This window comes from Streptomyces violascens, from assembly GCF_014649955.1.
Lineage (GTDB): Bacteria > Actinomycetota > Actinomycetes > Streptomycetales > Streptomycetaceae > Streptomyces > Streptomyces violascens.
The window spans coordinates 1-17,195 of record NZ_BMUA01000045.1; the positions used below are offsets into that span (position 1 = coordinate 1).

A 17,195-nucleotide genomic window follows, 5' to 3' on the forward strand; every position below is an offset into this window, starting at 1 on the left:
CCCGCGGAGCGGGTCCCTCAGCGCTGCGCGCTGAGCAGGGAACCGCCCCGCTCCGCGGGGCGGTCACCAGCTCGCTGCGCTCCCTGGTGAACTGCATTGCTGCGCAATGCAGTTGCCTCGCTTTGCTCGGCTGGCCCCTTCGGGCCGTGAAGTCCCGCGCTTCGCTTGGGACTTGGCCTCGCGTTGCTCGGCCTGGGCGGGCTCGCTGCGCTCCCCCGCCCAGGCTTTCCGGCTCCGCCTCCAAGCCCTGGCCCGCTCCGCAGGCCCATCTGGCTACGAAGTGGGGCTCTGGGCGTCTTCTCTTCGGGCCCAGAGCCCCGGTCGCGGGACCTAACCCACGGTCAATCCCTCGGCGGACTTGCCGCGTTCAGCACGGAACTCATCCAGAAACTCGAAGAAGAGCTCCATCGCATCCCTACCGGCCGTCCCTGCCGCACGCTCGATCTCCACCGCCCAGCCCAGCTCGCTGGGAAACGCCATCCCCAAGTGCCCCCACAGCCACTCGGCAAAAGGCCCACCGGCACCGCTCATGACGTCGAGCTCCTCATCGACACCATGAACCTCCAACGCCGTCCGGTACCCCGCCAGCATGGAATCCAGATGCTGCAACGAGCCCCGCCGCACCCAGACCCCCGGACGCGCCCTCACCTGCTCCAACAGATCATTCACACTGCGCAACTCGCCAGACCGCCGCACAGCCGGCCGCGCATCCCCCGTCTCCGCCATGGCCTCCACCCTACCGACGGACACGGGAACATTCACAGCCGACCGACTGGCTACGAGGGGCTGGTGACCTCTGCGCGTTCGAAGGTGAGAGTCCAGCGCTGACGCGGGGTAGCGGGATTCTCGTGACGGCTGGTCAGCTTCCAGCCCTCGGACTCGATCGCCGTGATATACCGCTGCTGAATCTGCTCAGCGGAAGCAGCCAGCGTGTGCACATAGGTGGCATCGCCCCGCTCCCGCGCGGCAATCGCACCCTTCCTCATCTGCTGGTGTCCCCAGTTCTTGAACCATCCCATACTGCACCCCTCCCCTTGGCGGGCCGGACCCTCATGGCCGACACCCGCCAGACCATAGCCCGGTACAGGTACTGCACCTGTACCGGGCGGCTCAAAGCCGGGGGTGGGGGACGGGGCCGGGCTGGCGAGCCCGCACGGGGCCCTTTATCCCCGGCGCCGGTTAGGCCGTAACCACCCCCGCGCAAACCGGGAGGTTCAACCGTTGAGTCTCCAGTGCTAGATGCTCCGGAACCGACCCCGTCCCCCGCGACAGTAACCACCACCACTGACACCGCCGGAAACAAACCGCTTACGCCCTGCCGCCCGCTTGAGCCAGCACGACCGCCTCAGAAATGATGCAGCATGTAGACTCTATGGATCTTGATGGATGCCCCCGGGACTCCCACCGGCCTGTCACAAGCCGCGTCACCAAAATGACACCGCTCATCCGCCGAGATCGGTCAGAGCCCAACGCCGGCGGCCGCCGCCCTCCTGGTCGGTGTCGGTCCCACAGGAAACCACTCCCCGACCGGTCACCTCGCGCAGCAGGCCCTCGTCTTCAGGGGCGTGGCCACTCTGGTGGGACAGGAGCAGGATCAGGGCCTGGTGGTCCTGATCGGCGAGGTGAAGGCTGATGCGGCGGCCGCCGTCGGTGAGGGCGGCGCGGGTCAGCAGGACGGTCACCTCGGTGATGCCCGCTTCCTTGCCGGCGTCGAGGCGGTAGCCCCACTCGGCGAGCTTCCCCACAACGTGCCGGGCTGCTTTCGCGGGTGTCCAGGGGGCGTTCTCCAGCGTCCAGTTCGCCGCCCGCCGGTTCGCAATCCGCGCCGCCAGGCGCGGCCGCACCGCGACAGCGGAGGCCGGCGTCGCGCCTTCGGGCCGCGGGGGTTCCACCGGCCTCTTCGGCAGGGGCGGGGTCTTCGGCGGAAAGTCGGGGCGATGCCCGTCCTCGGCGTCCAGCGGCGCTGCCACAACTGCCTCCCCACCAACGGGCGTTCCAGGGCCCGCGGGGGCCCGTGGCGCTCAGCGTAGACCTCCCCCCGGACACCAGGAGAGCAAACGCATCCAGCCGCATCAGGACCCGCGCTTCCCCGTAGCCGGCCCAGCCCAAGCGGGAATGCCCTGCCTGCCAGAGGTGGCCGGTAGGCAGCAGACTCCGGTGACACAGAAGGCCCGCCGACGACCCGCTTCAGCAGTTCGTGGGGTCGACCAGGCATGGTCGACGGAATGACGGGCCGGGGCGCGGCCCACTTCCGCGAACGCGTAGCCAGTACGTCGTCCGCGAGGGCCACCTCCGTGTCCCCCCGCGCCCCTATGGAGGAGGTCGCGGTCGACGGCACGGCCGACGATGGGACTGTCAACTGTTCCGGCGTGCCCACTGCGCGGCCCGGACCGTTCCCTCCTGAATGTCCTGTCGGGGCAGTTGGAGGTCGAAAGCGTCGTCCAGGGCGTGGAAGTACAGCTCGAACTCGCCGGTGAGTTCGGGGTGATCCAGTTCGGCGCGGCGTATGGCCTGGTTGAGGAAGTCGAGCTGACCGCCTCTGAAGTAGGGGGTACGACCGCGGTCGTACCCGATCAGCTCCAGGGTGCCCCAGTCGTCGTCGATGTGGCAGCCGTCGCGCATGTAGTCGAAGGTGTAGATGGCCTTCGCGGAGGTGGCGCTCAGGTGCACCGTCTCGGTGACGCCGAGCCGGGCAAGTGCCTCAAGGCCGGGCCCCGAGCCGGGTATCTCGTGGTACATAAGGAACGCCCAGGTGCCGGCCTGGCCGAAGCAGCAGGTCTCCCAGACGATGTCCCAGTCGCCGAAGGCCCCACCATCCATGCCGGGCAGGTCCACAGCACGGGTACCAGCGGCGATCTGTGCAGGGTCGGCTCCGTGGAGCAGGGCGATCTGCTCGGCGTCGATGTTCTCGCCCCGGAAGAAGGCGAGGTGGGTGTAGGGGTCCTGCTCGCGCCAGCTGCCGGCGATCCAGGCGAGGCGCTCCAGCGGGTCGCGTCCGCACGGCCGAGAGGGCTGCGTACCGTCCATGCCGCCGTTGCGGAATCTGCTGCCCCAGACGGGGTCGATCCGGTCCAGCAACTTGGCCTGCCCGTCGACGAGATTGGCCACCGGGCCAAGGCCCGGGGACCGGGCTGCGATGTGCTCGGCGAGTTTACGGACCGCGTCCTCGGCGGCGAAGTACAGCACCCGGTCCAGGTCCTGGGTGGCGAAGACCTCCCGGTAGGGACCGATGTGGCCGCGCGCCGTACCGTCGTCGTCCAGCACGAGGAAGAGAGGACCGTGCGGCTTGCCCACACGCTGTTCATACTGGCCAGGTGAGGTGCCAATGGGCGGAAGCATCGCGTCGTCGAGCACGTCAGAGCCCGCGATCGCCTGGTGCCAGGCCTGCTTGAGTGTGTACGCCGATATCTGCATGGCCGTCAGTATGGAACCCGGCACTGACACCACCGGTGTTGGGTGACGTGGCCCCCACTCGGACGGACGGCAAGTCAGCACCGCAGCGCGAGCACCGTACCGAGGACAAGCACCAAGACCGGGCCGAGCAAGGCGGCCAACCGGCCCACCGCACCCGCGCAACTGCGCGGGACAGCAGGACGGTTGAGCTGCCGACGCCTGCCTGCGCGGGTATCAAACGTCTGCCACGCCGGACTCAACGACCGGGCGGCATCAGCCGGTACGGCGGGGATGACAGGCGTACGGCCACGGGCGCGACAAAAGCCCGCAGGCAAAGCCAAATCCCGCGCCGGTCACCACAGGATTTGTCACCCCACAGGCATACAGCGAACCGACCCGGCGCGCGTATCCGCGCTACGCGTACCGGCGCGCGCCGTGCCCCGGGCCGGAGCGGGACTGTGCGGGGTGCGCGGCCGTCGACGTTGCCCGCTTCGACTTCGACGGCGAGGTGGTCGAACTCCTCCTGCACCACTTCGGCACTCTCGCCCGTGCCACACCGCCGACGAACAGCAGGCGCACGCGCTCCTGCGCCCCGTTCGTGGCCCGAGCCTGGTAGCCCACGATCCGGTTGCTGAAGACATCCTTGATCGCGCAGAGATACAACTTGCCTTCGCTGGTGGCATGTTCGGTGATGTCGGCCAGCCACAGCCGGTTCTGTCCGGTCGCGGTGAAGTGGCGGCTCACGAGATCGTTGTGCACCGGCGGCCCGACCTTCCTGCCCCGGCCACGTTTCTTGCCGAACACGCTCCACCAGCGGTTGTCCCGGCAGATCCGCCACGCGGTCCGGTCCGCCATCCCGGCCCCGGCACCACGCGCTTCATCGGCAAGGAACCGGTAGCCGAACTCCGGGTGGTCGCAGTGGGCGTCGAACAGCGCATTCGCGCGGTATGCCTCCTCCAGCACGGCGTCGGCAACCGGCCTGCCGAGCCAGCGGTAGTAGGGCTGTCTGGCGAGCTTGAGCACCCGGCACGTCACCGTAACGGGCACCCCGTCCACGGCCAGCTCCTTCACGAGCGGGTAGCTCCTTTTCCCGGCAGATGCGCCTGCGACAGATAGGCTGCCGCCCGGCGCAGAACCTCGTTCTCCTGCTCCAGCAGCTTGATCCGCCGACGAGCTTCCCGCAGTTCCGCGCTCTCCTGGCTGGACGTTCCGGGCCTGGATCCGTCATCGATGTCCGCGCGGCGCAGCCATTCCCACAGCGTCATCGGATGGACGCCGAAGTCCTTGGCCACCTGCTCGACCGTCACGCCGCCGCGGTTCCTCGCGACACGCACGACGTCCTCGCGGAACTCTTCCGGATAAGGCTTCGGCACAGCGACATCCTTCTCACCCACCCCACAGAGCAAGCCAGTTCAGATGTCACCCGATCGTGCGGCAGACCCGCGGTCGGCCAGCACCCGCGACTACGAGGTGGCTTCTGCGACTACGACGTACAGCGTTACTGCGGCGAAAAAGGGTCCCGTAGCGAGATGGTCTAGCCACCTCTGCGATGCCAGGGTGGGCAGGTAGCCCGCGGACACGGCGCGCTCGGTATTGCGCTGAATGCCGAGGACCTGGTCTGCGGCCTGAAGTTCACGAAAGACCGAGGTGATCGGGACGACGGTCGGCACGGTGAATCCCGCATCCAGCGCGAGCCGGGCCAGCTGACGGCCAATGACCCCGTTGCGTACGATTCTGTCCGTCACGTGGCGGGTGTAGGCACGCGAGACTTCAAGGTCGGGGTAGTCGATGGTCAGCGAATCCCAATCGGGTTCGCCCATGACGAGTCTGCCGCCTGGGCGCAGGACACGCCGGGCCTCTGCAAGTGCCTGGGCCGGGTCCGCCACGTGCTGGAGCACGCGGTCGGTCCGGGCACGGTCGATGCTGCCGTCTTTGAGCGGGAGCGTGTGGATGTCGCCCAGGTCTACCTCGACACCGGGCAGATTTTCCGTACGCCTGCGTGCTTGCTCAACCATCTTCTGGCTGGAGTCGATGCCGATCACCCTGCCCGAAGGGCTGACCGCCTTGGCGAGAATGCTGAGATCTGTGCCCGGTCCGCAGCCCAGATCGAGTGCGGTCTCACCGGGCCGGGCATCCAGCGCGTCGAGCATGACGCTCTTGTAAGAACGCGCCGCGTCCGTCACGGCCAGTTGATCGAGGTAGCTGACCTCGTCAGGAACAGCGCTCTCAAATACACGCCCGGACAGGCGGGCCATGGAGTGCGCCTCACGCTCAAGCAGCTCCCGCCCCGCGGGCGTGAGGCAGAACGGGCGTTGGCGGCCCTTTTCCTCCAGAGGTTTCACCAGTTGCTTCGCCTCCAGACGGGCCAAGGCTCCATAGAGGCTCCCGGGCCCGAGGCGGTGACCGGAGACCTGCTCGATGGCCGCGTTGATGGCGTACCCGTGCAGCGGCCCGTCGGCCAGTGCGCACAGCACGAGCATTTGGGCGTCGTTGGTGCGCATGGTTTCTCCAGCTGTGGTCGGTCTCCGGAATGCGTTCCTATGATGCTACACAGCGCGTAGTACGTGCTGCGTAGTATTCCGTAGTGGTGAAACGACGGACGCCGACTGCACGAGTGCTCGGCCTGGTTCCTCCGGGCTAGTACTACGGACGACGCCGGAGACCGCGACGAACCGGCCTCTGAAGCGCACCAAGAACTTCCGTCTTTGCCCTGGACACCATGCGAAAGGCCTCACGATGCGCATCGCCGATCTCCCCTACGCCCTGTACGCCCGTCGGCTGCGACGGCAGACCGCAGCGGGGCCGCTGCCCAAGCACATCGGCCTGATCATGGACGGAAACCGCAGATGGGCCCGCCAGATGGGCATGGCCAACCCAAGCATCGGCCATCGGTACGGTGCCGAACACGTGGAGAACGTGCTGTCCTGGTGCGAGACGGCCGGCATCAAGCACGTGACGGTCTTCGTCTGCTCCACGGAGAACCTGCAGCGCCGCGGCGACACCGAGGTGTCCTTTCTCATGCAGGTGATTGAGCAGGTGGTGGCAGTTCATCTCGCTGGTCCTGACGCCCGCTGGCAGGTGCGCACAGCAGGAACCCTCGGCGCCCTGCCTGACTCCACGGCCCACGCCCTCAAGGAAGCGGTGGAGGCGACCCGCGGCTGCACCACCGGATCACAAGTGACTCTTGCCATCGGCTACGGCGGGAGGCAGGAGGTCATCGATGCCATGCGCGAACTGCTCCACGAACAGGCAGCAGCCGGAACCACCCTCGAAGACCTCGCAGCACGCCTGACGATGGACGACATCACCCGTCACCTCTACACGGCAGGACAACCTGACCCAGACCTCGTCATCCGCACCAGCGGAGAACAGCGCATGTCGAACTTCCTCCTGTGGCAAAGCGCCTACTCGGAGCTGTACTTCTGCGAGGCCTACTGGCCAGCCTTCCGAGAGATCGACTTTCTGCGGGCCCTGCGCAGCTATTCGGCCCGGCAACGCCGCTACGGCGCATGAGACAGACACCTCACGGTGCCAAACCGTCAAACGGCCGGGCCGCGCCGTCGAACACGGCGGTGGCGGTGGCGGTCCCTACGTCGGGTGGCCGTACCGGAGGCCTCTAGGATCATGCTCTGGCCTGGGAGGGATACGACATGGTGATAGCAGCGTTGTCGCAGGTCCTGCCGACAGACTGTGGCGTCGACGAGCACGTCGACTGGGCCGCGGCCGAAGCGAAGTGGGGATCCGGCTTCCCGCCCGACTTCATGGCATTCATGTCCGTTTACGGCGCCGGCAGCCTCACCCGGGACATCGAGATCCTCCAACCCCTTTCCCCGGACTTCGAGGAGGAGACCGAGACCGCGCGCTACACCTGGGAGATGGAGGGTGGCCGGGAGGCACTCAATGTGGACCCCTCCCACATCCTCGCCTGGGGCGCCACGGGCGGCGGAGACATCCTGGGCTGGTTGACCACTCACGCGGATCCTGAAGCGTGGCCTGTCCTGGTCTGGGAACGAGGATCGGCGGAGTTCAGGATCCACGCGTGCGGCATGACCGAGTTCCTCCGCAAACTGCTTCTGGACGAGTTCCCCACCTACCCCATCAACATTGACCTTAGGTCCGCCGACTGGCGCTTCGTGCACTGGTCCGTGGCACGTGACCGCCGTCGTGCGGGCCTCGATACCCACACAGGCCTGCCGCAGTAGGCCAGGCCCAGCCGGGTCAGACCGCACTGACCGCCAGTACGGGCGGAGCAGCGAACGCCGCCTGTTCTCCATGAGGAAAGCTCCGATGACAGAACAGGACTACGACGACAGTGAAGGCTCCCAGGAACTCATCCTGGATATCGGACTGAGCTGGATGGCGTCCAAATCCCAGTATCCGCTATGGCTGTCCACAGCGGACTACGACCGATTCGTCCCCAGGACCGGTCCAGTGGATACGCAGATCGCCATCGTAAACCGGGCCATTACCGAGTCCAACCGCACCTCTGGCATGCAGATCGGCGAAGATGTAAGGAGAGTGCTGGCCTCCCCCCTGACGGATGAGGCGATCCGCACCGTATGGCTCGGCACCACACAGGCGTACTTCGACCCCGCCGAGCACCGCCTGACCGGACGTGACTGGATGCACCAGATTGAACAGACATGGACCAGGAGTGTCCGCCGAATTGATGCGGCGTTCATTCCGTCTCCGCCACATCCGGTGACTGATGCCCCCCTCCGGAGAGCTGTACTGAAACAGATCCGCTCCGTTGCGGGAGATCTTGAACTAGCAGCCTCCAAGGGCTCCGTACCCGGTTTGGTGCCAGCACTGGAGCAGGTCGTCAACGAAGCCTGCGCGGACCTGGGCTACCGCCTGTTCTTGCGAGCCATGAAGGCATACTTCGTGGAGATCAGCGAAGAACGCTGCGAGGTATTCATCGCTCTTGGTCAGCTCTTCAGCTACCCGGAGTTCCTCGTCGACGACAACCTCAACGTCAGAGACAGCTAACCATCAGGGCCCGCGGAAGCCCGGGCACGTGTGGATCGGGCTTCGGTCTCGGCCGTCCGGATCGAGGTCCGGACGGCCGAGGCCGCTTCGTGTCGCTCAGCTACCCAGGTCGATGCCAGGCGAGAGGTCGCACCCGGCGAGAGCGTGAGTGTGGAATCGGTACGGCGTCATCCAGGCGCCGTATGGGTCCGGACGCAGTGGAGTGTGCCGGTGAGGACGGTTTCGGTGTCAGGGCGGATAAGGACCAGGGCGATGGGGCCGGCATCTCATCATCTGCCACCGATGCCTCCACTCGGCAGACGAGTCCGCCCTACCGGCGGACTCGTCCAGTCTTGTTGTGGGCAGGATGGGTCTCAGTCGCGAGTGAGCTTCTTGTAGGTGGCGCGGTGCGGGCGGGCGGCGTCCGGGCCGAGCCGCTCGACCTTGTTCTTCTCGTACGACTCGAAGTTGCCCTCGAACCAGTACCACTTGGACTCGCCCTCGTAGGCGAGGATGTGCGTGGCGACGCGGTCCAGGAACCACCGGTCGTGGGAGACGACCACGGCGCAGCCGGGGAACTCCAGCAGCGCGTTCTCCAAGCTGCTGAGGGTCTCCACGTCCAGGTCGTTGGTCGGCTCGTCAAGGAGCAGCAGGTTGCCGCCCTGCTTGAGGGTGAGTGCGAGGTTGAGGCGGTTGCGCTCACCACCGGAGAGGATGCCTGCGGGCTTCTGCTGGTCGGGGCCCTTGAAGCCGAATGCGGAGGCGTAAGCCCGCGACGGCATCTCGACCTGACCCACATTGATGTAGTCCAGCTCGTCACTCACTACGGCCCAGAGCGTCTTCTTCGGGTCGATGTTCTCGCGGCTCTGGTCGACGTACGAGATCTTGACGGTGTCTCCGACCTTGATGGACCCGGAGTCGGGTGTCTCCAGCCCTTGGAGCATCTTGAACAGGGTGGTCTTGCCGGCGCCGTTCGGGCCGATGACACCGACGATGCCGTTGCGCGGCAGAGTGAAGCTGAGGTCATCGATGAGGACCTTGTCGCCGAAGGCCTTGTTGAGGTTGCTGACCTCCATGACGATGCTGCCAAGCCGCGGACCCGGCGGGATCTGGATCTCCTCGAAGTCCAGCTTCCGCATCTTGTCGGCCTCGGCGACCATCTCCTCGTAGCGGGCCAGACGCGCCTTGGACTTGGCCTGCCGGCCCTTGGCGTTGGACCGCACCCATTCCAGCTCTTCCTTGAGCCGCTTCTGCCGCTTGGCGTCCTTCTGGCCCTCGACCTTGAGGCGGCTGGCCTTGGTCTCCAGGTACGTGGAGTAATTGCCTTCGTAACTGATCGCGCGCCCGCGGTCGAGCTCGAGGATCCACTCGGCGACGTTGTCGAGGAAGTACCGGTCGTGGGTGATGGCCACGACAGTGCCCGCGTACTGGGCGAGGTGCTGCTCCAGCCAGTTCACGGACTCGGCGTCGAGGTGGTTGGTGGGCTCGTCCAGGAGCAGCAGGTCGGGGGCCTCCAGCAGCAGCTTGCACAGCGCGACGCGGCGCTTCTCACCGCCCGAGAGGTTGGTCACCGGCCAGTCACCGGGCGGGCACCCGAGCGCGTCCATGGCCTGCTCCAGCTGGGCGTCGAGGTCCCACGCGTTGGCGTGATCGAGGTCCTCCTGTAACTTGCCCATCTCGTCCATGAGCGCGTCCGAGTCGTCGGTCGCCATCAGCTCGGCGATCGCGTTGTAACGCTGGACCTTGTTCCAGATCTCGGCGACACCCTCCTGGACGTTCTCCAGGACGGTCTTCTCGTCGTTCAGCGTGGGTTCCTGCATCAGGATGCCGACGCTGTAGCCGGGCGTCAGGAACGCGTCCCCGTTCGACGGCTGCTCCAGCCCCGCCATGATTTTCAGTACCGTTGACTTGCCGGCGCCGTTCGGGCCGACGACGCCAATCTTCGCGCCTGGGTACATACCGAGCGTGACGTCGTCAAGGATTACCTTGTCACCGTGCGCCTTGCGCGCCTTACGCATACTGTAGATGAGCTCAGCCATATCCCATATCCCAAGCCTTAAACGCGAGTTAGAACAGTCCCTGTCTACAGGGAGTTGGACATACGGACAACGCAAAATCCGCACGTGGAGCGCGTGTATAACAGCGTCCGCCAGTCGGTCATCGGATCCGCGGGCTGGCGGGGGCGGGTGATCCAGCGGTGGGTGTACCAGAGCGGATGAGGCTGCGCACCGTGGTGATGGCGGTGGCGACCTGAAGAAAGAACTCCACGCAGGCACGCCGTCGTTCGTGGCAGCGGCGGAACTTGGCCACGAGCACTGTTCGTCGAATGCAACCTCAACGACGCAGAGCTCTCCGGAGCCAACCTCGCGGGCAGCAGCCTCTACCGGTCGTCGCTGCGCCGTATCCACGCCAACAACTCAACCTGCGCGAAACCCAACTCTCCGAGACAGACATGCAGGACGCGGACGCACTCGGCGCCGACCTACGCGACGCGCTAATGCACAAGACAGACGTCCGAGGCGCACACCTCACCGGCGGGAACCTCCACCGCGCCAGCCTCCACGAAGCACGGCTCGTGGACACCCCCACCGGAGGGAAGATCACCATCGTCGACGTCGAACAACAACTCACCGCCTCGGTCACTGACCGCACCGAGCTCAGCGACGCCCACCAGACGGAAAGAATGGAAGCCCACATCAACAACTGCACCCGGGCACACATCGACGGCGAGCCAGGCCCACGCTGACCCGCGCCTCCACCGGCTATCAACGCTCAGGAAACCGCATCCCCCTGCCAGCGGAAACAACACGACAGGTCACCACCAAAACCGCGTCAAACGGACACCCGCAAGATCAACAAACCGAAACGAGCTGCCCAACCCCGGTGGCAGACAAATACTCCCCCAACACCCCACCAAGACACCCACCCACAACTTCACACACCCGCCGAGATCGATCAGAGCCCCACGACGGCGCCCGCCGCCCTCCCGGTCGGGGTCGGTGCCACAGGAAACGACTCCCCGACCGGTTACCTCGCGCACGGGCCGGCGCCCCACCGCGGCCGTTCGGTGAACAGGGCGGCGCCGTCGTCGAGTTCCTCGGCCTGCCACCCATGGATGTCGAGGAGCAGTCCGTCCAGCGGAACATCAACTACCCCCGTGATCAGTAAGGAAGCCGACCCCAGGCAAGGAACGGCCTCGCGACCGCGAGCGCCGTACTCACATCCGCGCCCCGCTCTAATGCCAGGCCGGTGAGCTTCTCGACCCGTTTCAGGACCTGGTCCCGGGGGTCGGGAGCTGCCGGAGCCTCCCCCAGCGGATGTCGCCCGGAAGGAACTCGGCGACCTGAATGTGGAGGCCTCCGCTGGCGCCATAGTCGTCGTAGCGGACCAGGGGCGGGCGTGTACGTCTCAGGGGCGGGACAGGCGGCCTCCTCCCAGCCGGTGAACCAGGTAGCAGGGCCGTCAGGGACGGGGATGAGGGCGCAACCACACCCCTGCGATCAGCGGTGAGCTGCTCGCCGTAGTCTCCCGGTCTGTGAAGTCCATACGAACCCTCCTGACCCGCAAAAAGCCCGTACCGGCCATCGTCGGGATCCCCCAGGCCTCGGCACTGGTGTTGCGGGCCATCAGCGAACTCCTGCGTGCGGGCCGTGCCGAGGAGGCCGAAGAACAGGCGCGCACCTTCCAGCAGGCAGCAGGTCGCGCACCTGGACGGGGTGACCTGACGAACGCAACTGTCTCGATGCTCGCCGCGCGTGCCGTCCTCGCACAGGGCCGCGCCGCGCAGGCCGTGTCCGAGCTGGACGGTCTGTTGGCCGAGTTGACCGAACCGCCCAGCATGCCTCATTACGCGATGTCGCTCGCAGTCCGGGTGAACCGTGCGGCGGCGCTGTGCCACCTTGAGCGGCCTGGCGAGGCCGAGACCGAATGCCGGGACGTCCTCAAATCCTTGGCGCGTATGACACGGCCCTCGGCAAAGGTGGAACTGGCCGCGCTGCACTGCCTGGTGCTCGCTCTCAACGGCCAGGGCCGCTACGAAGAGGCGGAGGCTGTCGCCCGCGGTGCCCTACCCCGTGCCGAGAGAGAGGCCGCCATGGCCCTGGGCTGTGGCTTGGTCCACAGCCTCAACGGCCAGGGTCGCCATGAAGAAGCACTCACCGAGGCCCGCAAGTCTGCCCCCGCCTATGGCCAGGGCGGCGCCGGCGCCATCGGGCTCGGCGCCGCCACCGCTCTGCACGGCCTGGGCCACCGCGCAGAAGCCGAAGCAGAGGCCCGCCAGGTACTAGCGGACTGCGAAAAGTATCTGCCTCCCGGACACCGTCGAACCCAGCAGACCCACCAGCTGCTCGCCCGTATAACCACCGACAGCCCCGGCTAGCCACGCCGACAGACTTTCCTGCGGCAGTCATCCACCGGCACCGACCGGCTCATCGCCTGCACCGAGGCCAAGACAGGCGAGCCCGTCATGATCCTCATGCTCCCCCACGAGACGTGAACACCGGCATCTGCCCACGTCTGCCCAGCAAGAACCATCGCGCGGGCACGGGGTGAGGCTGCCGGGCCGAGTAGAGCCAGCAGACGATCCGGCAGCCTCGTGGCCGGGCAGGCCGTCGAGGCTGGTTGCCCGCCCAGCCAGGCGAGCGCACACACTGCTCCGTGCAACCGTCCTTCCTCCTTGCCGCGCGGGGATGCGCGCTGGTGTTCATCGCCGACCCTGCAGCCTGAACACCCGTCCGCCACACGGGCCGCCGGGAGCTATCCCGACGGATCACAACGCGTCGAACAAGGCCTGCACGCACGGAAGTTGTCGGCCACCGTCGCGGATCGCCCTGCTGCACGCCCCTGGTACGTGCCATGCTGCACCCGCCCCGGAGCAGGCGACCGGCCCTATGCCGACGTGACGGAACACCGCACCCCGGGCCCCCGCGCCACAAGGCCCAACGTGGCTCTGTACGGCTCGGTGACCGGCGCGCACCTCCTTGTCCCGGCGGGTGGTGCTGAAGGCGTGGGGTCAGGAGGATATCGGCGGCGGCAGCTGCCTCAGGCCACGTACCGCACCCCTACAGCCCGGGGACTTGAAGGGCCGCTGCAGGGCAGCGGTCTGGCCAGGCAGGCCCGGAGCCGGAAGGCGTATGGCAGGCGGAGATCAACTCCCGCTGCCAGTCTGCGCTGTGCCTCGGTATGAAGGGCGTGGTGTGCCTGGCCGCCGCCGAGGTTCTCGCGCTGGCTGAGGAGCAGGACGTCCGCGCGTTCGCGAAAGCGCGAGGAGGGGGCGCCGTGGGATTATGCCGACATGAGCAGCGAAGTGACCGTTGACGTGAGTGCCTTGGCCATCAACGTCTCGATCCCGGAGGTTCTCCGTTGGACGGACACACGGCGTGGTGAGGAGTTCACTCTCACCACGATCAATGTCCGACTTCTGGCGGACGGGCATCTCGCGGCAAAGGCGTATGGCCGACCCACTGGCGGCGGTCGCGGCGCCTACGTCTCGTTCCCGGTGCCCGACAGGCCCGAACTCGCGGCCCTCATAGCCGAAGCGGCCAGCCGAGCTGCCTCGATGTGGAGTGCTCACCTCGGTCTCGGCTGAATCCCCGAGAGGGCGTTCTGCGCGCTTTACAGCAGGCTGAACTGGTCCGGCGCAATGGCCGCTCGTCAACTGGTGCCGGAGACTGCCCCGTTGTGGGGGATCCGAGTCGCCCACCTGCACGGCCGTGATCCGGCCGGGCCCGCGAGGTACGTCGAGGAAGCCACCGTGGTCAGCGGAGGTGTGACATGGCAGGGCCCCTCGTCGTTGGCGTGGTGATACCACTCAGCACAGCGGCAACCGAGGGGCTCCTGTTGGTTCCGTAGTTCAGTACGTCAGCTCGTATTGGACAGGTCGCCTGAGAACGGGGCGGGCAGCGAGGGCGGCGCCGACACTGCCGTCGCCTACACGCGCGCCGCCCACCCTGAACGCTTCACCATCGGCCCGGCCCAGGCGTAGGTCACCCCGCCTGGGCCGGAGTCAGCATGATGGCGGCGGATTACAGCAGTCCGCCACCACGGTGGACGACGTGGAGCTTGTTCTGGTAGCCGGCCGCCGCTGGGGCGTCGGTGGTGGTGCCGGTGGTGGTGCCGAAGACGTTGTCCTGGCCCCAGCTGGTGCCGTTGAAGGCGATCGCGTACAGCTTGGGGTTGCTGTTGGAGGTGCTGCCGCGGTGGACGCAGTACAGCTTGTTGTTGAACACTGCCAGGGCGGGGGCGGCGGCACTCAGGGAGGTCCCGATTTGGGTGCTTCCGCTCCAGCGGGTGCCATCGAAGGTGCACCACCACAGGTTCTCGGTGTTCAGGCCGCGGTAGACGCAGTGGAGCTTGCCGTTGTAGACGGCCAGCGCTGGAGCGTGGGTGCTCTTCTGGCCGCTGATGCGGGTGTCGGAGCTCCAGCGGGTGCCGTCGAAGAACGTGACCCACAGGTCTGTGTCGGCGGCGCCGCGGTGGACGCAGTACAGCTTGTTCCCGTAGACCGCCAGCGCCGGGCCGTGGGCGCTCATATGGCCGCCGAGGCGGGTGTCGGAGCTCCAGCGGGTGCCGTCGAAGGAGGTGACCCACAGCTCCTGGTTGCCGCCGGAGCCGCGGTGGACGCAGTACAGCTTGTTCCCGTAGACCGCCAGCGCCGGGCTGTGGGCGCTCATATGGCCGCCGAGGCCGATGTCGGTGTTCCAGCTGGTGCCGTCGAAGCGGGTCCAGTACAGGTTCTCGTTGCTGGTGCTGCCGCGGTGGACGCAGTACAGCTTCCCGCTGTACTCGGCCAGGGCCGGGCCGGTGAGGCTGTTGGCGGCGGCCATCATGGTGCTCTCGTTCCAGCTGGTGCCATTGGAGGACGCGGTGTGCCGCAGCCGCTGTTCGTTGGGGGTCGACAGCTTGATGTACAGCTGGAAGTGCCCCTCGCTGCTGTTGAAGTTCCAGAAGTCCGTCCCCTCGGGCCGGGCGGCCAGATTGGCAAGGGCGGGCCGGCTGAAGACAATCGTCCGCGCCTGGACCAAGTCGTCATCGTTGCGGAACCACTCGATGAGCGCGGCGACAAAGGCCGTGAGGAAGTAGAGGTGGGTCTGGATGTCCCCGGCACTGCCGTCCCAGTGCCAGGCCGGGTTGTCCCTGAAGTGGAGAGCGATCTCGGCGAGCTTCTCGTTGACGGTGTCCAGCGCCTCGCGCAGCTTGTTGTACCAGGAGTTCGGGCTGTCGTCGGCCTCCCAGCATTCGATGTGGACCGGCAGCGAGGTACCGACCTGCCCGTCGAACAACGTGGTCCCGGAATCGAAGGTCCACCACTTCCCCTTGACCCCCGAGCCGTATTCACGGGTGACGTTCTTCCGCTTGGTACCCGCGTCGTTGGCCGCGCCGTAGGCCCAGTAGATCTCGTCCTTGGTGGATTCCGGGGTGTCGCGCACGCAGTAGAACCTGGCGAAGTCCAGCCGCGCGTTCACCCGCGGCAGCTGTGATGCGAGCGCCGGCTCCTGCCGGGAGCTGACCATCAGCGTGACCGCGAAGCCGTAATCGGCCATGGCCTCAACGAACTCCGCACTGTCCCAGGAGCCGTCCGGCTGCCGCGCCCCATCGACGTCCACCACGTTCAGGTTCGCCTCGGCCCGGACCTCGTCGCCCAGAGCAGCCAGATCCTTGCTCAGGTCCGCCTCCGAGTAGCCCTCGGTGATACCGCGTGCGGTCAGGACCTCGGGAAGCACCTGCCGCGTGTGCCCGGCTTCGGACTCCTGGGCGAACACCCGGCCGAAGTCCAGGATCTCGTCCGGCTCCAGTACCGGGGCCACGCAGTCCACCAGCCGCCGCTCCAGATCGGTCAGCTCTAAGCCCGCGTCCAGCCGGGCCGCCCCCCGCAGGAGCACTCCCAGCAGCAGATTCGCCGCCCGCCCCGGCCGCCTTCGAGGCGCGCCACGCCCCGCGATGACCGGCCGGCCCTGCAACTGAGCGCGCAACCGCTCCAACCGTTCGCTTCGCGAAACGGGTACCCGTGATGCTGACGACGACATGGCTCTGCCCTCCAGCAGGTCAGCGCAGCCGGGATCGGGAATGTGCCCGGCTTACGCTCATTCATCCTCCGGAGCCAACACAAGGTGTACAAGGATGTTTACAGACCGCTAAATTGGCTCGTATGCCGCCTGGTCGGCTACCACACGGATAACAGACAGCGGATTTGGCCTGAGTGCACCGCCCAAGCCCAGGCCGATCCAGCTCCGCGAGCCACCTCCGCAGCCAGCCCAGGCGGGGAGGGCAGGGTTCGACAGGCCCCGACGATCTGACGAGAGTTCTAGAGTGCACGGCTAGGCGCGGCCTTGTTGCCTTGGATCTCAAACCTGCTGCTGTAGGAAACGTCGGCTTCGCTGGAGAGGCCGAGTTGGTACTCGCGGCTCGGCAGCATGCCGTCGGGAATCGCCCACTCAGCTCTGCTTCGTCGGCCGTCGATGTGGGTGCCAATGTCCTGGACGAACCTGCCTTGGCGAAGCAGCCGCAGCGTATAGGGGTGTATGGAGGAGGCACCCTTCCATTCGACCCTCACGGCAGCGCCTGCTTTCCATACCGTGGTTCCCGTGGGTCGGGTGAATGTTGTTGCTGCCCAACTTGTAGGAACCTCTGGTCCGATCAGGCTGGTGACGGCCAGCGCGAGCGCAACGATCAGGTACAACGAAGGGGACCTGATGAGCCGTTGACGGCGCAGGGCTTCCGGGTACGCAGTGGCCACTTGCGGATCGTCCTGCCGTCACATCGCCGTGTCGATCCCCCGACCGAGTGACGGCACACCTCTGTCGACGACGCCCCTGCCCCGGGCAGTCACCAACCCA

General features: G+C 66.7%; 17 protein-coding genes. 7 read left to right on the forward strand and 10 right to left on the reverse strand.

Annotated elements, in window-relative coordinates; genetic code table 11:
- Nucleotides 1-330 precede the first annotated feature (330 nt).
- The 7 genes from IE206_RS39795 to IE206_RS39825 all read right to left on the reverse strand — a co-directional run bounded on the left by IE206_RS39795 (nt 331) and on the right by IE206_RS39825 (nt 5,894).
- Nucleotides 331-726, reverse strand: a complete 396-nt coding sequence (locus tag IE206_RS39795; RefSeq protein ID WP_229853372.1) for a hypothetical protein — start codon at nt 724-726, stop codon at nt 331-333.
- Nucleotides 727-776: 50 nt separating this feature from the next.
- Nucleotides 777-1,019 carry a hypothetical protein gene (locus IE206_RS39800; RefSeq protein WP_189971230.1) on the reverse strand — a complete coding sequence of 81 codons (243 nt, stop codon included), beginning with the start codon at nt 1,017-1,019 and terminating at the stop codon, nt 777-779.
- Nucleotides 1,020-1,442: 423 nt separating this feature from the next.
- Nucleotides 1,443-1,970, reverse strand: coding sequence for a hypothetical protein (locus tag IE206_RS39805; protein WP_189971232.1), 528 nt, complete (start codon nt 1,968-1,970; stop codon nt 1,443-1,445).
- 385 nt (nt 1,971-2,355) lie between these two features.
- On the reverse strand, nt 2,356-3,414 hold the full coding sequence (locus IE206_RS39810; RefSeq protein WP_189971234.1) for a hypothetical protein: 1,059 nt from the start codon (nt 3,412-3,414) through the stop codon (nt 2,356-2,358).
- A 393-nt stretch (nt 3,415-3,807) separates the two neighbouring features.
- Entirely contained in the window at nt 3,808-4,464 is a 657-nt protein-coding gene (locus IE206_RS39815; RefSeq protein ID WP_189971236.1) for a hypothetical protein, read from the reverse strand.
- Nucleotides 4,461-4,787, reverse strand: a complete 327-nt coding sequence (locus IE206_RS42990; RefSeq protein WP_229853373.1) for a transposase — start codon at nt 4,785-4,787, stop codon at nt 4,461-4,463. Before IE206_RS42990 ends, IE206_RS39815 begins: the two co-directional genes overlap by 4 nt.
- Nucleotides 4,788-4,856: 69 nt before the next feature.
- Complete coding sequence (locus IE206_RS39825) at nt 4,857-5,894, reverse strand: methyltransferase domain-containing protein (RefSeq protein WP_189971238.1); 1,038 nt, start codon at nt 5,892-5,894, stop codon at nt 4,857-4,859.
- Nucleotides 5,895-6,129: 235 nt separating this feature from the next.
- Here IE206_RS39825 and uppS point away from each other — a divergent pair, with 235 nt between their 5' ends.
- The 3 genes from uppS to IE206_RS39840 all read left to right on the forward strand — a co-directional run bounded on the left by uppS (nt 6,130) and on the right by IE206_RS39840 (nt 8,382).
- Nucleotides 6,130-6,906, forward strand: a complete 777-nt coding sequence (gene uppS / locus IE206_RS39830; RefSeq protein ID WP_189971240.1) for a polyprenyl diphosphate synthase — start codon at nt 6,130-6,132, stop codon at nt 6,904-6,906.
- A 137-nt stretch (nt 6,907-7,043) separates the two neighbouring features.
- Nucleotides 7,044-7,595 carry an SMI1/KNR4 family protein gene (locus tag IE206_RS39835; RefSeq protein ID WP_189971242.1) on the forward strand — a complete coding sequence of 184 codons (552 nt, stop codon included), beginning with the start codon at nt 7,044-7,046 and terminating at the stop codon, nt 7,593-7,595.
- A gap of 85 nt (nt 7,596-7,680) precedes the next feature.
- Nucleotides 7,681-8,382 carry a hypothetical protein gene (locus tag IE206_RS39840; protein ID WP_189971244.1) on the forward strand — a complete coding sequence of 234 codons (702 nt, stop codon included), beginning with the start codon at nt 7,681-7,683 and terminating at the stop codon, nt 8,380-8,382.
- Nucleotides 8,383-8,735: 353 nt separating this feature from the next.
- Here the strand turns inward: IE206_RS39840 and ettA are convergent, their stop codons facing one another.
- Nucleotides 8,736-10,400, reverse strand: a complete 1,665-nt coding sequence (gene ettA / locus IE206_RS39845; protein ID WP_189971246.1) for an energy-dependent translational throttle protein EttA — start codon at nt 10,398-10,400, stop codon at nt 8,736-8,738.
- Between the two features lie 276 nt (nt 10,401-10,676).
- On the opposite strand from ettA, the gene IE206_RS43775 reads away from it, so the two are divergent.
- The 4 genes from IE206_RS43775 to IE206_RS39865 all read left to right on the forward strand — a co-directional run bounded on the left by IE206_RS43775 (nt 10,677) and on the right by IE206_RS39865 (nt 13,948).
- A complete protein-coding gene (locus IE206_RS43775; protein WP_189971292.1) occupies nt 10,677-10,859 on the forward strand; it encodes a pentapeptide repeat-containing protein in 183 nt (60 codons plus the stop codon).
- Complete coding sequence (locus tag IE206_RS39855; protein ID WP_373301062.1) at nt 10,784-11,107, forward strand: pentapeptide repeat-containing protein; 324 nt, start codon at nt 10,784-10,786, stop codon at nt 11,105-11,107. Before IE206_RS43775 ends, IE206_RS39855 begins: the two co-directional genes overlap by 76 nt.
- A 789-nt stretch (nt 11,108-11,896) precedes the next feature.
- Nucleotides 11,897-12,739, forward strand: a complete 843-nt coding sequence (locus IE206_RS39860) for a tetratricopeptide repeat protein (RefSeq protein ID WP_189971248.1) — start codon at nt 11,897-11,899, stop codon at nt 12,737-12,739.
- Between the two features lie 915 nt (nt 12,740-13,654).
- The gene (locus IE206_RS39865) at nt 13,655-13,948 is read left to right on the forward strand and encodes a hypothetical protein (protein WP_189971250.1); all 294 of its coding nucleotides are present in this window, start codon (nt 13,655-13,657) and stop codon (nt 13,946-13,948) included.
- Between the two features lie 436 nt (nt 13,949-14,384).
- Here IE206_RS39865 and IE206_RS39870 read toward each other — a convergent pair whose 3' ends face one another.
- Both IE206_RS39870 and IE206_RS39875 read right to left on the reverse strand, forming a co-directional pair.
- Complete coding sequence (locus IE206_RS39870) at nt 14,385-16,241, reverse strand: hypothetical protein (RefSeq protein ID WP_189971252.1); 1,857 nt, start codon at nt 16,239-16,241, stop codon at nt 14,385-14,387.
- Nucleotides 16,242-16,663: 422 nt separating this feature from the next.
- Entirely contained in the window at nt 16,664-17,095 is a 432-nt protein-coding gene (locus tag IE206_RS39875) for a Ser-Thr-rich GPI-anchored membrane family protein (protein ID WP_189971254.1), read from the reverse strand.
- Nucleotides 17,096-17,195 lie beyond the last annotated feature (100 nt).